At 66.7% G+C, this 17,523-nt stretch carries 16 protein-coding genes; 8 read left to right on the forward strand and 8 right to left on the reverse strand.

Annotated elements, in window-relative coordinates; translation table 11 throughout:
- Positions 1–6: 6 nt before the first annotated feature.
- The 6 genes from G6N44_RS15515 (at position 7) to G6N44_RS15540 (ending at position 4,435) form a co-directional block, all read left to right on the forward strand.
- On the forward strand, positions 7–741 hold the full coding sequence (locus G6N44_RS15515; protein ID WP_163665426.1) for a (Fe-S)-binding protein: 735 nt from the start codon (positions 7–9) through the stop codon (positions 739–741).
- A complete protein-coding gene (locus G6N44_RS15520; RefSeq protein ID WP_163665427.1) occupies positions 738–2,204 on the forward strand; it encodes a LutB/LldF family L-lactate oxidation iron-sulfur protein in 1,467 nt (488 codons plus the stop codon). The genes G6N44_RS15515 and G6N44_RS15520 overlap by 4 nt, the downstream gene beginning before the upstream one ends.
- Positions 2,168–2,830 carry a LutC/YkgG family protein gene (locus G6N44_RS15525; RefSeq protein WP_163665428.1) on the forward strand — a complete coding sequence of 221 codons (663 nt, stop codon included), beginning with the start codon at positions 2,168–2,170 and terminating at the stop codon, positions 2,828–2,830. Before G6N44_RS15520 ends, G6N44_RS15525 begins: the two co-directional genes overlap by 37 nt.
- Before the next feature lie 128 nt (positions 2,831–2,958).
- Entirely contained in the window at positions 2,959–3,408 is a 450-nt protein-coding gene (locus G6N44_RS15530; RefSeq protein ID WP_163665429.1) for an STAS domain-containing protein, read from the forward strand.
- A 356-nt stretch (positions 3,409–3,764) separates the two neighbouring features.
- Complete coding sequence (locus tag G6N44_RS15535) at positions 3,765–4,121, forward strand: heme-binding protein (RefSeq protein ID WP_163670003.1); 357 nt, start codon at positions 3,765–3,767, stop codon at positions 4,119–4,121.
- Complete coding sequence (locus G6N44_RS15540; RefSeq protein ID WP_163665430.1) at positions 4,118–4,435, forward strand: hypothetical protein; 318 nt, start codon at positions 4,118–4,120, stop codon at positions 4,433–4,435. Before G6N44_RS15535 ends, G6N44_RS15540 begins: the two co-directional genes overlap by 4 nt.
- Before the next feature lie 153 nt (positions 4,436–4,588).
- Here G6N44_RS15540 and G6N44_RS15545 read toward each other — a convergent pair whose 3' ends face one another.
- Positions 4,589–5,800 (reverse strand): CaiB/BaiF CoA transferase family protein, encoded by a 1,212-nt coding sequence (locus G6N44_RS15545; RefSeq protein ID WP_163670005.1) that lies wholly within the window; start codon positions 5,798–5,800, stop codon positions 4,589–4,591.
- A 171-nt stretch (positions 5,801–5,971) separates the two neighbouring features.
- On the opposite strand from G6N44_RS15545, the gene G6N44_RS15550 reads away from it, so the two are divergent.
- Positions 5,972–6,349, forward strand: coding sequence for a hypothetical protein (locus G6N44_RS15550; RefSeq protein WP_163665431.1), 378 nt, complete (start codon positions 5,972–5,974; stop codon positions 6,347–6,349).
- Positions 6,350–6,358: 9 nt separating this feature from the next.
- Here the strand turns inward: G6N44_RS15550 and G6N44_RS15555 are convergent, their stop codons facing one another.
- Together G6N44_RS15555 and gabT are read right to left on the reverse strand one after the other, a co-directional pair.
- Positions 6,359–7,813 carry an NAD-dependent succinate-semialdehyde dehydrogenase gene (locus G6N44_RS15555; RefSeq protein ID WP_163665432.1) on the reverse strand — a complete coding sequence of 485 codons (1,455 nt, stop codon included), beginning with the start codon at positions 7,811–7,813 and terminating at the stop codon, positions 6,359–6,361.
- Positions 7,814–7,836: 23 nt separating this feature from the next.
- The gene (gene gabT, locus G6N44_RS15560) at positions 7,837–9,183 is read right to left on the reverse strand and encodes a 4-aminobutyrate--2-oxoglutarate transaminase (RefSeq protein ID WP_163665434.1); all 1,347 of its coding nucleotides are present in this window, start codon (positions 9,181–9,183) and stop codon (positions 7,837–7,839) included.
- Positions 9,184–9,294: 111 nt separating this feature from the next.
- On the opposite strand from gabT, the gene G6N44_RS15565 reads away from it, so the two are divergent.
- Entirely contained in the window at positions 9,295–10,773 is a 1,479-nt protein-coding gene (locus G6N44_RS15565; RefSeq protein WP_163665436.1) for a PucR family transcriptional regulator, read from the forward strand.
- On the opposite strand, the gene G6N44_RS15570 is transcribed toward G6N44_RS15565, so the two are convergent.
- From G6N44_RS15570 to G6N44_RS15590, 5 genes are all read right to left on the reverse strand, one after another.
- Positions 10,763–11,569 (reverse strand): acyl-CoA thioesterase, encoded by an 807-nt coding sequence (locus G6N44_RS15570; protein WP_163665438.1) that lies wholly within the window; start codon positions 11,567–11,569, stop codon positions 10,763–10,765. The genes G6N44_RS15565 and G6N44_RS15570 overlap by 11 nt on opposite strands.
- A 131-nt stretch (positions 11,570–11,700) precedes the next feature.
- Entirely contained in the window at positions 11,701–12,867 is a 1,167-nt protein-coding gene (locus tag G6N44_RS15575) for an acyl-CoA dehydrogenase family protein (RefSeq protein ID WP_163665440.1), read from the reverse strand.
- Positions 12,867–14,090 (reverse strand): MFS transporter, encoded by a 1,224-nt coding sequence (locus tag G6N44_RS15580; RefSeq protein ID WP_163665442.1) that lies wholly within the window; start codon positions 14,088–14,090, stop codon positions 12,867–12,869. The genes G6N44_RS15575 and G6N44_RS15580 overlap by 1 nt, the downstream gene beginning before the upstream one ends.
- A 140-nt stretch (positions 14,091–14,230) precedes the next feature.
- Entirely contained in the window at positions 14,231–17,125 is a 2,895-nt protein-coding gene (locus G6N44_RS15585; protein WP_372508204.1) for an MMPL/RND family transporter, read from the reverse strand.
- Positions 17,122–17,505 carry an MmpS family transport accessory protein gene (locus G6N44_RS15590; RefSeq protein WP_372508203.1) on the reverse strand — a complete coding sequence of 128 codons (384 nt, stop codon included), beginning with the start codon at positions 17,503–17,505 and terminating at the stop codon, positions 17,122–17,124. Before G6N44_RS15590 ends, G6N44_RS15585 begins: the two co-directional genes overlap by 4 nt.
- Between the last annotated feature and the right edge of the window lie 18 nt (positions 17,506–17,523).

Consider the following 17,523-nt stretch of genomic DNA (forward strand, 5'->3'; position numbering starts at 1 on the left):
GTGCACATGCGAATCGCCCTGTTCGCGACCTGCCTGGCGGATGCGATGTTTCCACCCGCGGCGATCGCCACCGTGCAACTACTCGAGCGCCTCGGCCATCAGGTGATTTTCCCGCCCGGCCAAACCTGTTGCGGCCAAATGCATATCAATACCGGTTATCTCAAGGAAGCCACCGCGCTGGTGCGCAACCACATCGAGTCCTTCGAATCCGCGAACTGCGATGCGGTGGTCGCACCGTCGGGCTCGTGTGTGGGGTCAGCCCGCCACCAGCATGCGATGGTGGCCCGTCGCGCCGGTGACGAGGATCTGGCCACCCGCGCCGAGCGACTGGCCGCCACCACCTACGAGCTGTCCGAGTTCCTGATCGACGTGCTCGGCGTCGACGACGTCGGCGCCTACTATCCACACCGCGTCACCTATCACCCGACGTGCCACTCACTGCGCATGCTCGGGGTGGGCGACAAACCACTGCGCCTGCTGCGCAACGTGCGGGGACTCACTCTCGTTGAGCTGCCGGAGGCCGAATCCTGTTGCGGCTTCGGCGGAACCTTCGCGATCAAGAATGCCGACACCTCCGCGGCCATGCTGGCCGACAAGATGGCCCACATCGCAGACACCGACGCCGAGGTGTGCAGCGCCGGAGACTCCTCATGCCTCATGCACATCGGCGGCGGGCTGAGCCGGCTGCGTTCCGGCGTACGCACCGTGCACCTGGCCGAGATCCTGGCGGCGACCACATGACCACCTTCCTGGGTATCCCCGGCGTCGGCAATCTCCGTGGCGAGCAACCCTTCCCGAAAGCCGCCCGCACCGCGTTGGCCAATTCCCAACTGCGCCGCAACATCGGCCACGCCACCCACACCATCCGCGCCAAACGGCTGGCCGCGGTGGCCGAATGCGACGACTGGGAACAGTTGCGTGCCGCGGGCAGCGCCCTCAAGCAGGACGTCATGGCTCGGTTGCCCGAGTTGCTCGAACAACTCGAGAACAACGTCACCCGTCGGGGCGGCGTGGTGCACTGGGCCCGCGACGGCGACGAGGCCAACCGCATCGTCGCCGACCTCATCCGCACCACGGGCTCCGACGAGGTGGTCAAGGTCAAGTCGATGGCCACCCAGGAGATCGGCCTCAACGAGTACCTGGAAGCTCAGGGCATCGCCGCGGTGGAAACCGACCTTGCCGAGCTGATCGTGCAGCTCGGCCATGACAAGCCCAGCCACATCCTGGTGCCCGCCATCCACCGCAACCGGGCCGAGATCCGCGAGATCTTCAACCGGGCGATGCCCGACGCGGGGGAGCTCACCGACGACCCACGGGTGCTGGCCATGGCGGCCCGGGCCCATCTGCGACGCAAGTTCCTCACCGCGAAGGTCGCGATCAGTGGGGCGAACTTCGGGGTCGCCGACACCGGCACGCTCGCGGTAGTGGAGTCCGAAGGCAACGGCCGGATGTGCCTGACGTTGCCGCAGACCCTGATCACCGTCATGGGCATCGAGAAGATCGTGCCGTCGTTCACCGATCTCGAGGTCTTCATGCAGTTGCTGCCGCGCTCGTCGACCGCGGAACGGATGAACCCGTACACCTCGATGTGGACCGGCGTGCACCCCGGCGACGGGCCGCAGGAATTCCACCTGGTCCTGCTCGACAACGGTCGCACCCGGGTGCTGGCCGATGAGGTAGGCCGCGCGGCCCTGCACTGCATCCGGTGCAGCGCATGCCTGAACGTGTGCCCGGTCTACGAGCGCACCGGCGGCCACGCCTACGGCTCGGTGTATCCGGGCCCGATCGGGGCGATCCTGAGCCCGCAGCTAACGGGGACCACGGGTCATCGCGATCCGAACGCCAGCCTGCCGTTCGCCTCGACGCTGTGCGGGGCGTGCTTCGACGCCTGCCCGGTGCGCATCGACATCCCGACGATCCTCGTCCACCTGCGCGCCAACCAGGTGGATTCCGAACGGGGCGGCCTTCCGTCCGGACAGGATCTGGCGATGAAGGCCGCGGGCTGGGCGATGGCCGGTGCGGGCCGGTTCGCACTGGCCGAGCAGGCCCTGGGCGCTGGTCGACTGATCGCCGGGCGCGATCACCGCATCTCGGCGCTGCCCTGGCCGGCCTCCAAGTGGACCGCCAGCCGTGACATTCCCGAGCCGCCCGCCGAGACGTTCCGGCAATGGTGGCACCGCACCCACGAGGGAGGCCGAGCGTGACGTCCGAGGCGAGAGCCGCGGTGCTCGGCCGCATCCATGGCGCCCTGGCCGCAGCGCCGCCGCAGGCGGTCACGGTGCCCAGGGACTACCACCGTGACCAGCTGACCGGTGCCGGCAACGTCGAACGGTTCGCCGAGACGGTCGCCGAATACCGGGCGCGGGTCCATCGCATCAGAGCCGACGCGATCGCCTCCACCGTTCTCGAGTTGGTCGGGCCCGATGCGACCGTGGTCATCCCGGCCGATCTGCCGTCCGAATGGGTGAGCGGGCTGACGACGGTCCGCGACACGCTCGCGCTGAGTGTCGAGCAACTCGATCGGGCCGATGCGGTGCTGACCGGTTGCGCGTTGGGTGTGGCTGCGACCGGGACGGTCGTCCTGGATGCGGGTCCGGGCCAGGGGCGGCGGGCGCTGACCCTGGTGCCCGACCATCACCTCTGCGTGGTCCGTGCGGACCAGATCGTCGACACCGTGCCGCAGGCATTCGCCGTGCTGACGCCGACGCGGCCGCTGACCTTCATCTCCGGCCCCAGCGCCACCAGCGACATCGAACTGCAGCGGGTTGAGGGTGTCCACGGGCCCCGAACTCTGGACGTGCTGATCGTGGAGAACCCTACTGGCGGGTAGGACGCGAATGTTCTTAGCAAAGCATTAACGCTGGCTCCCCGCCGCCTTAAATTGCCCGCATAGCGTGGTCTTCAGGTTGACGCGACGGAGCTCAGCCAGGGCTCAGGAAAGACGGCGGGAGGCTGATCATGACATTCACGAACAACACCCCGGCATTGGATCGACACTTTCGGTACGGGAACTCGGCAGTCATCTGCGATGGCGCATCGATGCGCGCGCAGTGCCGCCAACTGGCGACAGTGGTGACGGTCAAGGGAGATATCGACAGCACCAACATCGACCAGATCGCATCGTATGTGAACAGGTTCATTCTTGCGGAGAAGCCGTTGGCACTCGATCTGAGTGGCGTGAACAGCTTTTCACCGCAGGCGATCTCGCTGTTCTACGACATCGATGACCGGTGCGGCGCACTCGGTGTGGACTGGGCAGTAGTCGCCAGCCGACCGGTCGTCGCCGAGATCCGCCACCAACAGATGGGCGTGCCGCTCAGCTCGTCGGTACCCGAAGCCCTGCATCACTTCGCCGAAGGCAACACGGCACGTCGCCGGTTGCTGCCCCTGCTTGTCAAGAGCGCCTGAGAGAAAGGCCAACGCAATGTTGATCGATGTCCGCTGGTTGACCCGCCTGCTTCGTCATCGCCACCGGGTGGTGCGCATCTAAACCAACGCGCACCAAACAACTTTCGAGGTGGCTGCCGGACCTGGTCCGGCAGCCACCTCGTTTTGTCGGGTCCATGCGCCCGGCACACGGCACCGCCGCGACCCTAAACACCAGCCATGCCAAGCCAAGCCACGTCCATGACGAACGAAGGATTCATCGCGCGCACCCCGTCCCAGCTGCTAAAGTTCGGCCCGCCGGGCGATGCAATCGGCACCTGCCCGCCTCGGGAAGGAGCCCTGCTGTGTCCCGCTCACTGACCACCGTGCGCTACGGAATGGTGCCCGCTTTCGCCGCCGGTGCCGTCGGGCTTGCCGTCGGTCTGTTCGGCCCCGTGACAGCGACCGCCGAGCCGCCACCGCGCCCACCCAATTGCACGGCCGCCGACCTCGCCGGCATCGCCTCCGGGGTCGCCGCCGCCACATCCACGTATTTGTGGACCCATCCAGACGTGAACGATTTCTACACAAATCTGCACGGCCGCCCACAGGAAGAAGTGCCGGACGCCATTCGTGCCTACTTCGACGCCAACCCTCAGGCCCACGCCGACCTGGTGGGAATCCGTCAGCCGATGACCGATTTCCGCAGCCGCTGTGGGATCAAGCCACCCGATCAGCCCCTAGGACAACGATGAACACCCCAACGCGTCGATCATCGTGGCTCCGCGCGGCCACGGTCCTGCTCTCCTTCACCGCCCTGCCCGGCGCCATCGTCCTGGCCGCCCCGGCCGGAACCGCCCACGCCGACGTGTGCGCCAGTGCCGGACGCCGGATCTCAGTCGGCGGGTGCGTGAACGTCGCCGACGCCGTAGCCCCGTACGTTCCGCCGCCGGCCTACTACGCCCCGCTCCCGGAGGACGCGCCACCGCCGCCGCCCCCACCGGGTTCGAACGTGAGCGGCTGCATCGGCTACAACGGCCGGTGGGTCCACGCGGGCGGTTGCAACTAGCTCAGGCGATGACGCGTCGGCGTTTTCCACGCCGCCGTGCACCGATTTCTACCTAGAGGCTGCGGCCGCGGCCGATGAACAGCCGTGCGGTAGAAAGCGGCGCCCAGTCAGGCCAGTCAGCCCAGTCAGCCCAGTCAGACCAAGACCCCGCGCTCAGGCGATGGCGCCCGAGTCCTTGAGTTCCTCGATCCGGTCCCAGTCGATGCCGAGTTCCATCAGCACGATCTCGGTGTGCTCGGAGGCTTGAGGCGCCCGGGTGGTCTGCAGCGGTTCGTGGTTGAACTGCACCGGCCCGCGCACCACCTTGAACGGCTTGCCCCCGTCGGCAGCCTCGACCTCGACGACCATGTCGTTGGCGATCGCCTGCTCATCGGTGTTCAGATCGACCAGGCTCTGGAACGGCGCCCACTGCCCCTTCATGGTCTTGAGATGCTGACGCCAGTACTCGAACGGCTTGCCGGCGATCGCCTTGGCGATGAGTTCGACGCCTTCGGAGGCATTCTCGATCAGCGGCAGCACATCGGAGAACCGCGGGTCATCGGCGAGCTCGGGCAGACCGAGATGTTCGAAGGCATCGCGGATGTAGCCGGTCGGGCTGACGATGCACAGATTGATGGTGCCGCCGTCGGACGTCCGGTAGTTGGCCATGAACGGGTTCACCGAAGTCGCGTCGTCGGGCATCAGCGAGCGCATCGTCTCACCGGTCTCCATACCCTGGGTGACGCTGGCGCCGGCCGCCCACCACGCCGTGCTCAGCAGCGACACGTCGATCTCGGCGGTTTCCCCGGTCCGCTCGCGGTGGAACAGTGCGGCCGAGATGCCCCCGGCGATGTTCATCCCGCCGATCGAATCACCGAAGGCCGGAATCCCCTGCGACAGTGCACCGTCGATGGCCTCCGGGGTGAGTGCATGGCCGACACCACTGCGGGTCCAGAAGGCGGTGCCGTCGAAGCCGCCGGTATCGCGCTCGGAACCCTTGTCGCCGTATGCGCTGCCGCGGGCGTAGATGATGTTCGGGTTCACCGCACGGATGTGCTCGACATCGAACTTGTTCTTCTGCCGCTGGGCGGGAAGATAATTGGTCAGGAAGACATCGGCCGTCTTGGCGATCTCGTACAGCACCTCCTGCCCACCGGGGGTCGAGACGTCGATACCTACGCTGCGCTTGCCGCGGTTGGGGTGCTCGATGAGCGGATGCCGGTTCGGGTCGAGTTGGAACCCGCCCATGTTGATGAAGCCCCGCTGAGTGTCCCCGCGCACTGGGTGCTCGACTTTGATGACGTCGGCACCCCAGTCAGCGAGGATGGCCCCGGCCGCCGGTACGAAAGTGAACTGCGCGACCTCGAGCACTCGCACGCCCTGCATGACCTTGATCAACGCGACTCCTGACCGTTGGACTTACGGTAAGTGTAGCGAGACCGGCGTGGCACCCCTCCGCTCCCGGCCGGAATGCCACTTCTTCAGAGGTTGCGCACGGAAAAAGTCCCCTCCCGAACGCTTCCTGACAACCCGGCACGCTCGTAGACTCAATGGGTTATGACGACCCCGTCAAACGCGCATGGCGGATGGGCACAGCGGCCGCTTCCGATCGGTGCGCTCGATCACCACCTCAGCCGCCGGCAGGCGCGTCAGATGAGTCGGCGGTTCGCCGGGGTCGGCGTCGGTATCACCTCCGCGCGCCTGCGCGAAATATCCTGCGGCGCACCTGCTGCCGACGCCGAGCGGGCCAGTGTCGAATTCGCCATCGTGGCAGATGAACTCATGCACGACGAGCGGCTCGCGAAACTGGGCCGCGACAAGAAACTCTGCGCGCCGTGGATCGTGATCATCGCCATGGGGCTGATCATGTTCAGCTCACTGCTGTGCCTGGTCGTGCTGATGTTGAGCCTGATGCAGCACTCGGCGCCGTTCTGAGTCGACCGCTCAGTCGAAGGCCACACTGAAGTACTGCGTCTCCTGGAACTCTTCAAGGCCAACCCGTGCGCCTTCGCGGCCGAGGCCGCTCTGCTTCATCCCGCCGAACGGGGTCGACGGGTCGGACACGACCCCCCGGTTGATGCCGACCATGCCGGCGTCGAAGGATTCGGCGAGCCGCAGCGCATCCTGTAGCCGTCCGGCGTAAACATATGCGGCCAAACCATATTCGGTGTCGTTGACCCAGCGCAGAAGTTCCTTCTCGTCTTCCCACACCACCACCGGAGCGACAGGTCCGAAGATCTCGTCGGCGAGGATCGCGGCGTCCGGGTCAACTCCGGTCAGCAAGGTCGGGGCGACGAACCACCCGTCGGCCGGCGCGTCGGCTCGGGCGGCGATCACCGCACCGTCGGCCACCGCGGCATCGATCGCCGCGGTGACCCGTTGCGCGGCGCGTTCGCTGACCAGGGGACCGATCTCTGACGCCGGATCCGACGCGGGACCCACCCGCAGCGCCGCAACCTCGGCGCCGAAGCCGACGACGAACTCGTCGACCACCGACGCGTGCACATAGAACCGGTTGGCCGCGGTGCAGGCCTGACCGCCACCGCGGAACTTGGCGACCATTGCACCGGCGACGGCCGCATCGACGTCGGCGTCGGCGGTCACGACGAACGGGGCGTTGCCGCCGAGTTCCATGCTGGCGTTGACGATTCGGTCGGCGGCTTGTTTGAGCAACACCCGGCCGACGCCGGTGGAACCGGTGAAGGACACCTTGCGCACCCGGTGATCGCTCAACCAGTTCTCGACCACAGCGGCGGCACCGGTGGTGGGCACCATGTTGACCACACCGTCGGGGACGCCCGCGGCCGAGAGGATTCCGGCAATCGCCAACGCGGTCAGGGGCGTCTCGGCGGCCGGTTTGAGGACCACGGTGCAACCCGCGGCCAGCGCCGGGGCGATCTTGCGGGCCGCCATCGCAGCCGGGAAATTCCACGGCGTCACCAGTGCGGCGACTCCGACCGGCTTGTGTGTCACCAATGTGCGGGTGCCACCCGCGGGGCCGGCGCCGTAGGCGCCGTCGGTGCGCACCGCCTCCTCGGAGAACCAGCGGAAGAACTCGGCGGCGTAGCCCACCTCGGCCCGCGCGTCGGCCTGTGATTTGCCGTTCTCCGCACCGATCAGGGCGACCAATCGTTCGGTGTCGGCGACCATCAGGTCGAACACCCGGCGAAGGATGTCGCTTCGGTGCCGCGGGCTGGTCCGGGCCCAGCCACCGAAGGCGCGGTGCGCGGCGTCCACGGCCGCGCGGGCATCGGCCACCGTCCCGTCGGCCACTTCGGCGATGGTCAGGCCGGTCGCCGGGTCGTACACCTCGAATGTGGTTGCGGCACCGCGGGTCTGTCCGTCGACGAGGATGGCGTGCTTGGCATCCAGTTCGGCGATCGCCTTCTGTGTGTTCACGGCGGCTCCGGGGATCGCGAAGGTCAGCGGGTCTCGGCGAAGATGGCGGCGAGGATGTCCAACCCCTCCTCCAGGAGGTGATCGGGCATCGACAGCGGCGGCAGGAACCGCAGCACGTTGCCGTAGGTTCCGCAGGTCAGCACCAGCAGACCCTGGGCGGCAGCGGCGGCCGAGACCTGCTTGGTGAGGTCGGCGTCGGGCTCGGTGGTGCCGGCCTTGACCAGTTCGACGGCGATCATGGCGCCGCGGCCGCGGACGTCGCCGATCCGGGAATCCTGGGCGGCGATCGCGTTGAGACGGCCGGTCATGGTCTTCTCGATCTCCACGGCGCGGGCCAGCAGTCCGTCCCGCTCGATGGTGTCGATGACGGCGAGCGCCGCGGCGCATGCGATCGGGTTGCCGCCGTAGGTCCCACCGAGCCCGCCGGCATGCGGCGCGTCCATGATCTCGGCGCGGCCCGTGACCGCCGACAGCGGCAGGCCCCCGGCGATGCCCTTGGCGGTGACGATCAGGTCGGGCACGACGTCGTCGTGCTCGACGGCGAACATCGCGCCGGTGCGAGCGAAGCCCGACTGCACCTCGTCGGCGACGAACACCGCGCCGGCCTCGGTGCACCAGTTCTGCAGCGCCTGAAGGAATCCCGGTGCGGGAACGATGAATCCGCCTTCCCCCTGGATGGGCTCGATCACCACGGCGGCGACGTTGTCGGCGCCCACCTGCTTGTCGATGAGGTCAAGGGCGCGGGCGGCCGCGGCGGCGCCGTCGGTCTCGCCGTCCCGGAACGGGAAGGACGTCGGCACCCGGTACACCTCACCGGCGAAAGGCCCGAAGCCGTTCTTGTACGGCTGGTTCTTGGCGGTCATCGCCATGGTCAGGTTGGTGCGGCCGTGGTAGGCGTGGTCGAACACCACGACGGCCTGCCTGCGCGTATAGGCCCGCGCAATCTTGACGGCGTTCTCGACGGCCTCGGCGCCGGAGTTGAACAGTGCACTGCGCTTGACGTGGTCGCCGGGAGTGAGTCGGTTGAGCTCCTCGGCAACGCGCACGTAACCCTCGTACGGGGTCAGCATGAAGCAGGTGTGGGTGAACGCGGCGACCTGCTGGGTGACGGCCTCCACCACGGCGGGGGCACTGTTGCCCACGGTGGTCACCGCGATGCCGGACCCGAAGTCGATGAGCTGGTTGCCGTCGGCGTCGACGAGGATTCCGCCGCCCGCGGCCACCACGTACACGGGCAGCGTGGTCCCGATGCCGCCGGCGACCGCAGCGGTTTTCCGTGCCTGCATGTCCTGGGAGACCGGGCCCGGAATGGCGGTGACGAGCCGGCGTTCCTGGGTGACGGCCGCACCCGCGATCTCGGCGATGGTCACGTTTCCTCCTGCTGCTGGCGGATGTTTGTCCTCACGCTAGGCAGCGGGCGGCACCGGCGGCAGGTCGGAAATGCACATTTGAGTACTCGACTATTGTGCAACACTGACAGTGTGGTCCTGGTCGGCGATCTCCTCGATGAGCGTGTTCTCGGGCTGCGCGCCATCCAGATCTGTCGTCCCGACGCACCGGTCCGCTGGGTGGCCACGAGTGAGCTCGCCGACCCGGGGCCGTTCCTCGAGGGCAGCGAGATCCTGCTGACCACCGGGCTGGAGACCGGCGACTGGGACGACCAGTGGGATGGCTACGTGCGCCGACTCGGCGACGCCGGCGTGGCGGCGGTGGGATTCGCCGTCGGACTCACCCACGCCGAAACGCCCGCCGAACTGGCCGTCGCCTGCCGACGACACCAGGTGAATCTTTTCGAGGTGCCGCGCCCGACCACGTTCGTCGCGATCAGCCGCTACGTCGCACACCTGCTGGAGGAGCAGGAGTCCACCGCCACGCGCGAGTCGCTCAAGACGCAGCGCAAGCTCATCTCGGCCGCGGCCAAAGCGGATCCTGCCGTTGCGGTCATCACCGCCCTGGCCACTGCGCTCGACGGGGCGGCCTGCCTGATGAATCCCGACGGCCGCGTCGTTACCGGCCCGGTCGGCACCCGCCGCTCCGAGTTTCCATTCGATGACGTGGCCGACGACGTCAAGAAGCTCGGGGCACACGGCTTGCGTTCGGCTGCGGCACAGTCCAATCCGACGACCTCGGTGTCGGTGCACCCCATCGGGCTGAGCGGGCGAGCATCGGCCTATCTGGCCGCCTTGATGCCGGCTCGGGCGTCGGAGAACCAGCGCCAGGCCGTGACGACTGCGGTGGCCCTGCTGGGGCTCATCGACGAACAGGACCGCAGCCGCGCCGCCACCCGACGGCACCTGCACAGCCGGGCTCTTGAGCTTCTCGCCGAAAGCGATCTCCGCACAGCACAATTGGTGTTAGAGGTGGACCAGGCAACGATTGAGCTGCCCAAGCACATCCGCTTCCTCCGCGGCGTCGGAGACGAATCCGCCATCGAGAACGCGGTAGCGGCTCTCGAGCGGCGCGGCATCCTCGCCGGGGTCTACGCCGGTGAACTGTGCGCGGTCACCGAGCCGTCCCGCGCCGCCGCGACCGGTTCCCGGTTGGCCGAAGGCGGACTGCTCGTCGGCGTCGGAAATTCAGTCGTCCCCGGTGACGGCCAGACCGGCTACCAGACCGCCGGCCTGGCGCTGGGCCAGGCCACCGACGGATCCGGCGCGGTGGTGTGGGACCGGGTGATCGACAATGGTCCGCTCGGTCTGATCGACCCCGAGAAGGCCACCGCCTTCGCCGAATCCTGGTTGCGTGGGCTCGATTCCGAGCAGCTGGAAACTCTGCGTTGTTTCCTGCGCCACCACGGATCCCGACTCAAGGTCGCCGAAGAACTCGGTCTGCACCGTAATACGGTGCGCAATCGTCTCGCAGCCATCGAAGCGGCACTGCCGGGGAAGCTCGACGATCCGCAGACCCGGGTGAGCGCCTGGATCGCCCTACAATCGGTCCCCGAAAACCTCAGGCCTTGAAGTACACAAACTGGTGGCTGGTGGACAGCAGGGTGCCGGTGCGGCCGAACAACTGCGCAGTCTGGTCGAAGTAGCCGCCGGAGAACTTGTGCGCCCGCGCTGTTCCCAGCACATAGTCGTCCCCCTGCGCGGCAAGCTGCTCGTCGTCGGCGTGGAAGTACACCGTGATCGATACCGTCCCGGCCGGCACGAACTGGCCGTGGCGCAGGAACACGCGCGGATAGAAGATGTCGCTCACCGCAGCCAGCGCTACGAAATCCATTGGCCTGGAAGGATTATTGCGTACCCACAGGCTGGTGGTGGAACTCGGCGATGCGGTGGGCTCATCACCGGCGTCGGGCATCCCCCCGTCGACGAATCGCATGTCGTAGTTGTCGAACCACGCCACGCCGAACGGCGGCGCCGACGGCTCGATTCCCTCGGGCGCCGGGGCCTGCGGTGCGGTGATCTCGGTGTCCGACCAGCCTTCGCGACGTAGCCCGAATACCGCGGTGGCGGTGGTCTTGACCTCGCCGTCCTGGCTGAGTTCGACGATCCAGTGCTGATTGGACCGGTTGGTCCTGACCACCCGCGTCACGATGTCGAACGCGCCGTCGGCGATGGGCGCCACGTAGTTCACGGTCAGGGCAATCGGCTGACCGTGCCGTTGTGGGTGCAACTCGACCGCCCGGACCATGACGGCCGCGGTGATGCCGCCGAACGGGCCGACCATGTTGGCCCATTCCGGGATCGTCCGCCCGCACCACCGGTCATCACCGGACCGTTCGAGCTCCAGGGCCTTGTCCAACGGGTGCACCCGACCACATTACCCAGTGCGCCGTGCGTGGCTCGGCCCGCCGATGCCCTGCCGACCGCACTATCTGAAGGGGAACATCGTCAAAAGATTTGACGGCGGCCTGGTCAGGTATGGCCCGGGAGACCCAAGGATCAGCCCGTTCGCTTCGCTGCGGGCGGCGAGTAGTTCGGCCGGCCCAGCCCCAGCGCCTGCTGGGCGATCATGTTGCGGAACACCTCGAGAGTTCCGCCGTAGATGCCAGTCGGGCCGGCCAACCGGAAGATGTACTCGGCGCCGCCGTCGTCGGCCGCCCCGGTCGCGCCGACCGGCAACGCACCGGCCGATCCGAGGAGGTCCATCAGGTCCGGGGACACGTCGCGCATGGTCTGGGCGATCGCGACGCGGCCGTACATGTCGGGACTGCTCAGGGCGGCCTCCAACCGGGCGACGCCCCGGCCCAACCGGTAGCGCGACGCCGCGTCATCGGGGGCGACGGCCGCGACGTGGTCCACCGCCTCGGCCATCAAGTTGATGTGCTCGGTCATGGTGGCGAGCTTCTGCAGACCGCGGGTCTCGCGTTCGAAGGTGCCGTGTTCGAGTTCGAGCGCGCCGCGCAGGACGGTCCAGCCGCCGTTCACCTCACCGACGCGGTACCGGTCACTGACCCGGACATCGCTGTAATAGGTGATGTTGGTGCGGTCCCCGTCGACGGTACGGATCGGCTGGATCTCCACACCCTCAGATCCCAGCGGCACCAGGAACATCGTCAGGCTCTTGTGCTTGGCCGCGGCCGGGTCGGTGTTGGTCAGCAGGAACACATACTGGGCGTTGTGTGCATTCGAGGTGAACATCTTGGAGCCATTAACAATCCAGCTGTCCCCGTCCCGTACCGCACGGGTCTTGCAGGTCGCGACATCGGACCCGCCCTCGGGTTCGGTGTAGCCCAGGCACAGCCGCAGCCGCCCGTCCAGGACGCCGGGCAGCACCTCGTCGAGGAGTTCGGCCGAGGCGAACTTCTCCACGGTGTGGGCGACCATCGCGGTCGTTCCCCAGTGGAACCAGGGGGTGTGCGCGCGGCCGATCTCCAGTTCCCAGATGCGGCGCCGGACCGCGCTGAAACCGCCGTCGGCCTCGGCCCGGTAGTCGCCGGCCAGATAGCCGGCCTCGCCCAGCGCCAGATGCACTGCCTCGTCGAAGTTCTCGCCGGTCTCCCGGTCACGCTCGATCACCTCGTCGGTGACGACGCGGGCTAGGAAGGCGCGCAGCTCGTCACGGAAGACCGCGTCTTCCTCGGAGAGCTCGACATGGGAGAAGTCCATCAGGACACCGTGACATTTTCACCGTCATTTGTAAATACGACCTGTTGATGTCGCAGCAGCAGCAGAAGCGCGCCTCCGATGAACGCGGCGATGCCGACCAGGACCAGAAACCCGTCGAAGCTGTTGGTGGCGGCCAACATACGACTCAGCACCACGGCACCCAGCGCCGACGAGACACCGATGACCGCGGACAGGATGCTGAGCACCGTGCTGTAGACACCGAGATCGAAATGGCGTGCCACCAGATAGGCGATCACGTCCCCCTCGGCTCCCCAGGCCGCGCCCAGACAGCAGACGGCCACGGCGAGGACGCCGAGGCCGTCCCACGGCGACGCGATGAGCAGGCAGCCGAGACCAGGCAGTGCCATCGCCACCGCGGCAACCGCCTGCGCGGGCAGCCGATCGAGCGCTACGCCGCAGACGAAGCGACCGATGATGACGGCGGTCGCGAACACCGTGATGAGCACCGCGACGTCGTCGCCGGCCCCGGCGTCGCCGAGCATGATCCCGAGTTGGGTGGTGGTCACCGAGTGGTACAGATTGCACAGCAGCACACCCGCCAACAGAATCCAGAAGACCCGACTGCCGCCGATGGCGCGGTAATCCCTGCCGGCCTTGCGTTCGCCCACGACCGACACGGCGTCACCGTTGCGCCTGGGTACGAGCATCAGGGCGATGAGGCCGACGACCGCGATGGTGACGGCGATTGCCACACACCCGGACCGCCATCCATACGCGCGGTTGACGGCATCGACCACCGGCGCGCCGATCGCGCCCAACAGGGGCGGGCCCGAGATCGCGATGGCCAGGGCCAGACCCCGGGCCGCCCGGAAACGCGTCGCGACCAGTCGGCTGTAGATCGCCGGCGTCGTGGTCACCCCGAGCGCGATGAGGACGATGTTGATCGCGAAGTACTGCCAGATGGGGCCGGACATCATCGCGTACGCGATCCAGCACGCGGGCAGTCCGACGACGCCGATGGCGGCGATCCGGCGCACCCCGAACAGGTCGGCGAGACGCCCGTAGAACGGTAGGAATACGAACGTGAGCAAGGTGATCGCACCGGTCAGCGCGAAGTCCGAACGACTCCACCCGAATGCCGCCAGGAACTGCGGCCCCATCACCGCGTTCGTGTAGGCGCTCAGGCTCAAACCCGCACTGAGGCCTGCGGTCGCGGCGGCCAACGGTTGCCAGTTGGTCCGGAACTCGCCGAAGTACGTCATAGTGCTGTCAGTTGTACAGCCGGATGCCGCGCCGGCAGTCACCAGGTGACCGGCAGCTCCGCAACTCCGTAGATCTCCTTGTCGTTGAGGAAGGCCTGCGGAGCGGCCGCGATCGTTTCATCGAGGAAGCCGTCGCGGCGCTAACCCGACGTCACCGGAAGGACCGTCGTGTCCTCATCGTCGGCGTGCGGCGGGCGCGGCGTCACACGCGTGCGAAAGTGGTTGTCCCCGCGGGGATAAACCACCTGCGGCCACCAGAACCACCTGCCCAGCAGGGTGGCGATCGACGGCATCAGCAGCGAGCGCACGATCAACGTGTCCAGCAGCAGACCGATCGCGATCGTCGACCCCATCTGGGCCAGCACGATCAACTTGCTGCCCAGCATCCCGGCCATGGTGGCGGCGAACACCATGCCCGCCGAGGTCACCACGCCGCCGGTGCCCGCCATCGAGCGGATGATGCCGGTCTTCAAGCCGGCGTGGATCTCCTCCTTGAATCGGGAGACCAGCAGCAGGTTGTAGTCCGAACCCACCGCCAACAGGATGATGACGGACATCAACATCACCAGCCAGTGCACGTGGATGCCGAACAGGTCCTGCCAGAGCAGCACCGAGACACCGAAGGCCGCGGCGATCGAACTGGCCGCCGTGCCGACGATGACGAGTGCTGCCACCGCGCTCCGAGTGATGATCAGCATGATCATGAAGATCAGGGTCAGTGCCGACACCACGGCGATCATCAGGTCGTAGCGGGCGCCGTCGGCCATGTCCTTGTAGTTGGACGCGACGCCACCCAGGTAGACCTTGGCGTCCGACAGCGAGGACATCTTCAAGCCCTCCTGTGCGGCCTTTCGTATCGAATCGACCCGGGCAATCCCCTCGGGCGTCGCGGGGTCGCTCTGGTGGGTGATGAACATCCGAGCGGACTTGCCGTCCGGCGACAGGAACATATCCAGGCCACGCTTGAAGTCGGGGTTCTCGAACGCCTCCGGGGGCAGGTAGAACATGTCGTCGTTCTTCGCCTCGTCGAAGGCCTGGCCCATCGCCAGGGCGGTGTCGTTCATCGCCTCCATCTGATCGAGCAGAGCCTTCTGTGAGTTGTACGACGCCAGCGACAGGTCCCTGCTGGCCTTCATCGATGCGATCGTCTGAGGAAGCAGCGCAGTCAGTTTCGGAGCGAGGTCCGCCAATTGGTCGGTATTGGTCTGCACCGCCGAGGTCTTGTCGGTCAGTTCGTCGATCCCGTCGAGAGCGTCGAAGACCGAACGCACCGCCGCGCACATGGGGATGTCGAAGCAGTGCGGTTCCCAGTAGAAGTAGTTGCGCATGGGCCGGAACTGGTCGTCGAAGTTCGCGATGTTGTCCCGCATCTTCTTGGTGACCTCGAGCAACTCCTGCGACTTGGCCGCCGAGTCCTGGGTGAGCTTGGTCTGCTGGAGGGCGAGTTCGTACTGCCGCTCCATGATGTCGATCGAGACGTTGGTCGCATCGACCATTCTGAGCTGGTTGGCCAACTGCTCCCGCTGGAACGGCAGGTTCATGTTGTTCGTCTGGCCCTGGACGCTCGTCTGGAACGGAATCGAGCTGTGCTGGATCGGAATACCCAACGGCCGGGTGATGTTCTGGACCATCGCAATGCCTTCGGTATGCATGACATTTCGGGCCACCGTGTTGAGAACGATCATGTCGGCCGGATTGCGCATGTCGTGGTCGGCCTCGACCATCAGGATGTCCGGGTTCATCCGCGCCTGCGAGAAATGCCGGTCGGCGGCGGCGAAGCCGATGTTGGTCTTGGCGTCGTCCGGCAGATAGTAGCGATCGTTGTACGCCGGCTTGAAGCCTGGAAGGGCGATCACGCCGATCAGCACCACGAACCCGCTTGCCACCAGAACGGGTCCGGGCCACCGGACCACCGCGGTACCGACCCGCCGCCAGAACCGACTCTGGGCAGGTCGCTTGGATTCGAAGAGCCCGACGCGGCTGCCGAGGAAGAGTACGGCCGGTCCCAGCGTGACCGCGGACGCCACGACCACGACCATTCCGATCGCTACGGGGGCGCCCATGGTGGTGAAGTAGGGCAGGCGCGCGAAACTCAGGCAGTAGGTGGCGCCGGCGATCGTCAGGCCCGAGCCGATGATGACCGGAGCGACGGACTTGAAAGTGGTGTAGTAGGCGGTGTCCCGATCTTCGCCCATGCCCCGCGCCTCGCGGTAGCGGCCGAATATGAAGATGCCGTAGTCGGTGGCGGCGGCGATCGCCAACATCGTCAGGATGTTCCCGGCGAACGTGGTGAGGCCGAATGCGTCATGGTTGACCAGGACCGCAACCACGCCGCGCGATGACAGTAGTGCGATACCGGTCAAGAAGAGCTGGATCAGTGTGGTGACGATCGAGCGGTAGACGATCAGCAACATGCCCGCGATCGCCACCAGGGTGAACAGGGTGATCTGAGCCAGGCTGGCGTTGCCGATGACGTGCATGTCCTCAAGGAGCGCCGTCGGACCCGCGACGTAGGCCTGTACCCCCGGCGGGGCCGTGGTCTCCTCGATGACCTTGCGAACGGCCTCGACGCCTTCGTTGGCCAAGGTCTGGCCGGTTTCGCCGGCCAGGTTGATCATCACGTAGGAGGCCTTGCCGTCGGCGCTCTGAGCACCGGCGGCGGTCAGGGTGTCCCCCCAGAAGTCCTGAATGTGCTGGACGTGCTCAGGGTCCTGCCGCAGTTTGCGGATGATCTCGTCGTAGTACTGGTGAGCTTCGGGACCGAGTGGCTGTTGGCCCTCGATGATGATCATCACCGTGCTGTTGGAATCGAATTCCTTGAAGTTGGCGCCCATCCGCTTCATCGCGATCATCGAGGGCGCGTCCGCGGGAGCCATCGGAGCCGAATGGGCCTCACCGACGACCTCGAGTTGCGGGGCGACCACGTTCACGGCGACGGTGGCCAGGACCCAGAACACGATGATCGGCACCGCCAAGATGCGGAGCGCGTGAGCTACGACAGGTCTTTTCTCATGGGTGGCGGCCTTATTCATCATGCGGACTTCACCAGGCAGTACGTTTGCGCATTGATGCCATCGGCGGTTTTCTCCTCGCGGACAACGTCATTCACGGTGACACGGCAGCCGATTGAGTTGCCGTCGCTGCGGGCCATGAGGTTGGCGCTGACCGCAGGCAACGTCGTCGACAGGGTGACCGACCACGGCAGGGGCGCCGTCAGAGAATGCACCTTGGCGTCGGCGTCGAAATAACTGATCTGCGCGGTGGTTCCGGGCGGGCCATAGACGTCGTAGACCATGACCTTCGGATTGAACTGGACGATCTCGATGCCCGCGCCGGCGTTGGCATTGAGATCTTCGGAGCCGAACATCCGGTGCAGACGCGAGACCACCAGACCCGACACCGCCAGCACGACCACCAGAACCAACGGAATCCA

Origin of the sequence: Mycolicibacterium alvei (assembly GCF_010727325.1) — a bacterium.
GTDB lineage: Bacteria > Actinomycetota > Actinomycetes > Mycobacteriales > Mycobacteriaceae > Mycobacterium > Mycobacterium alvei.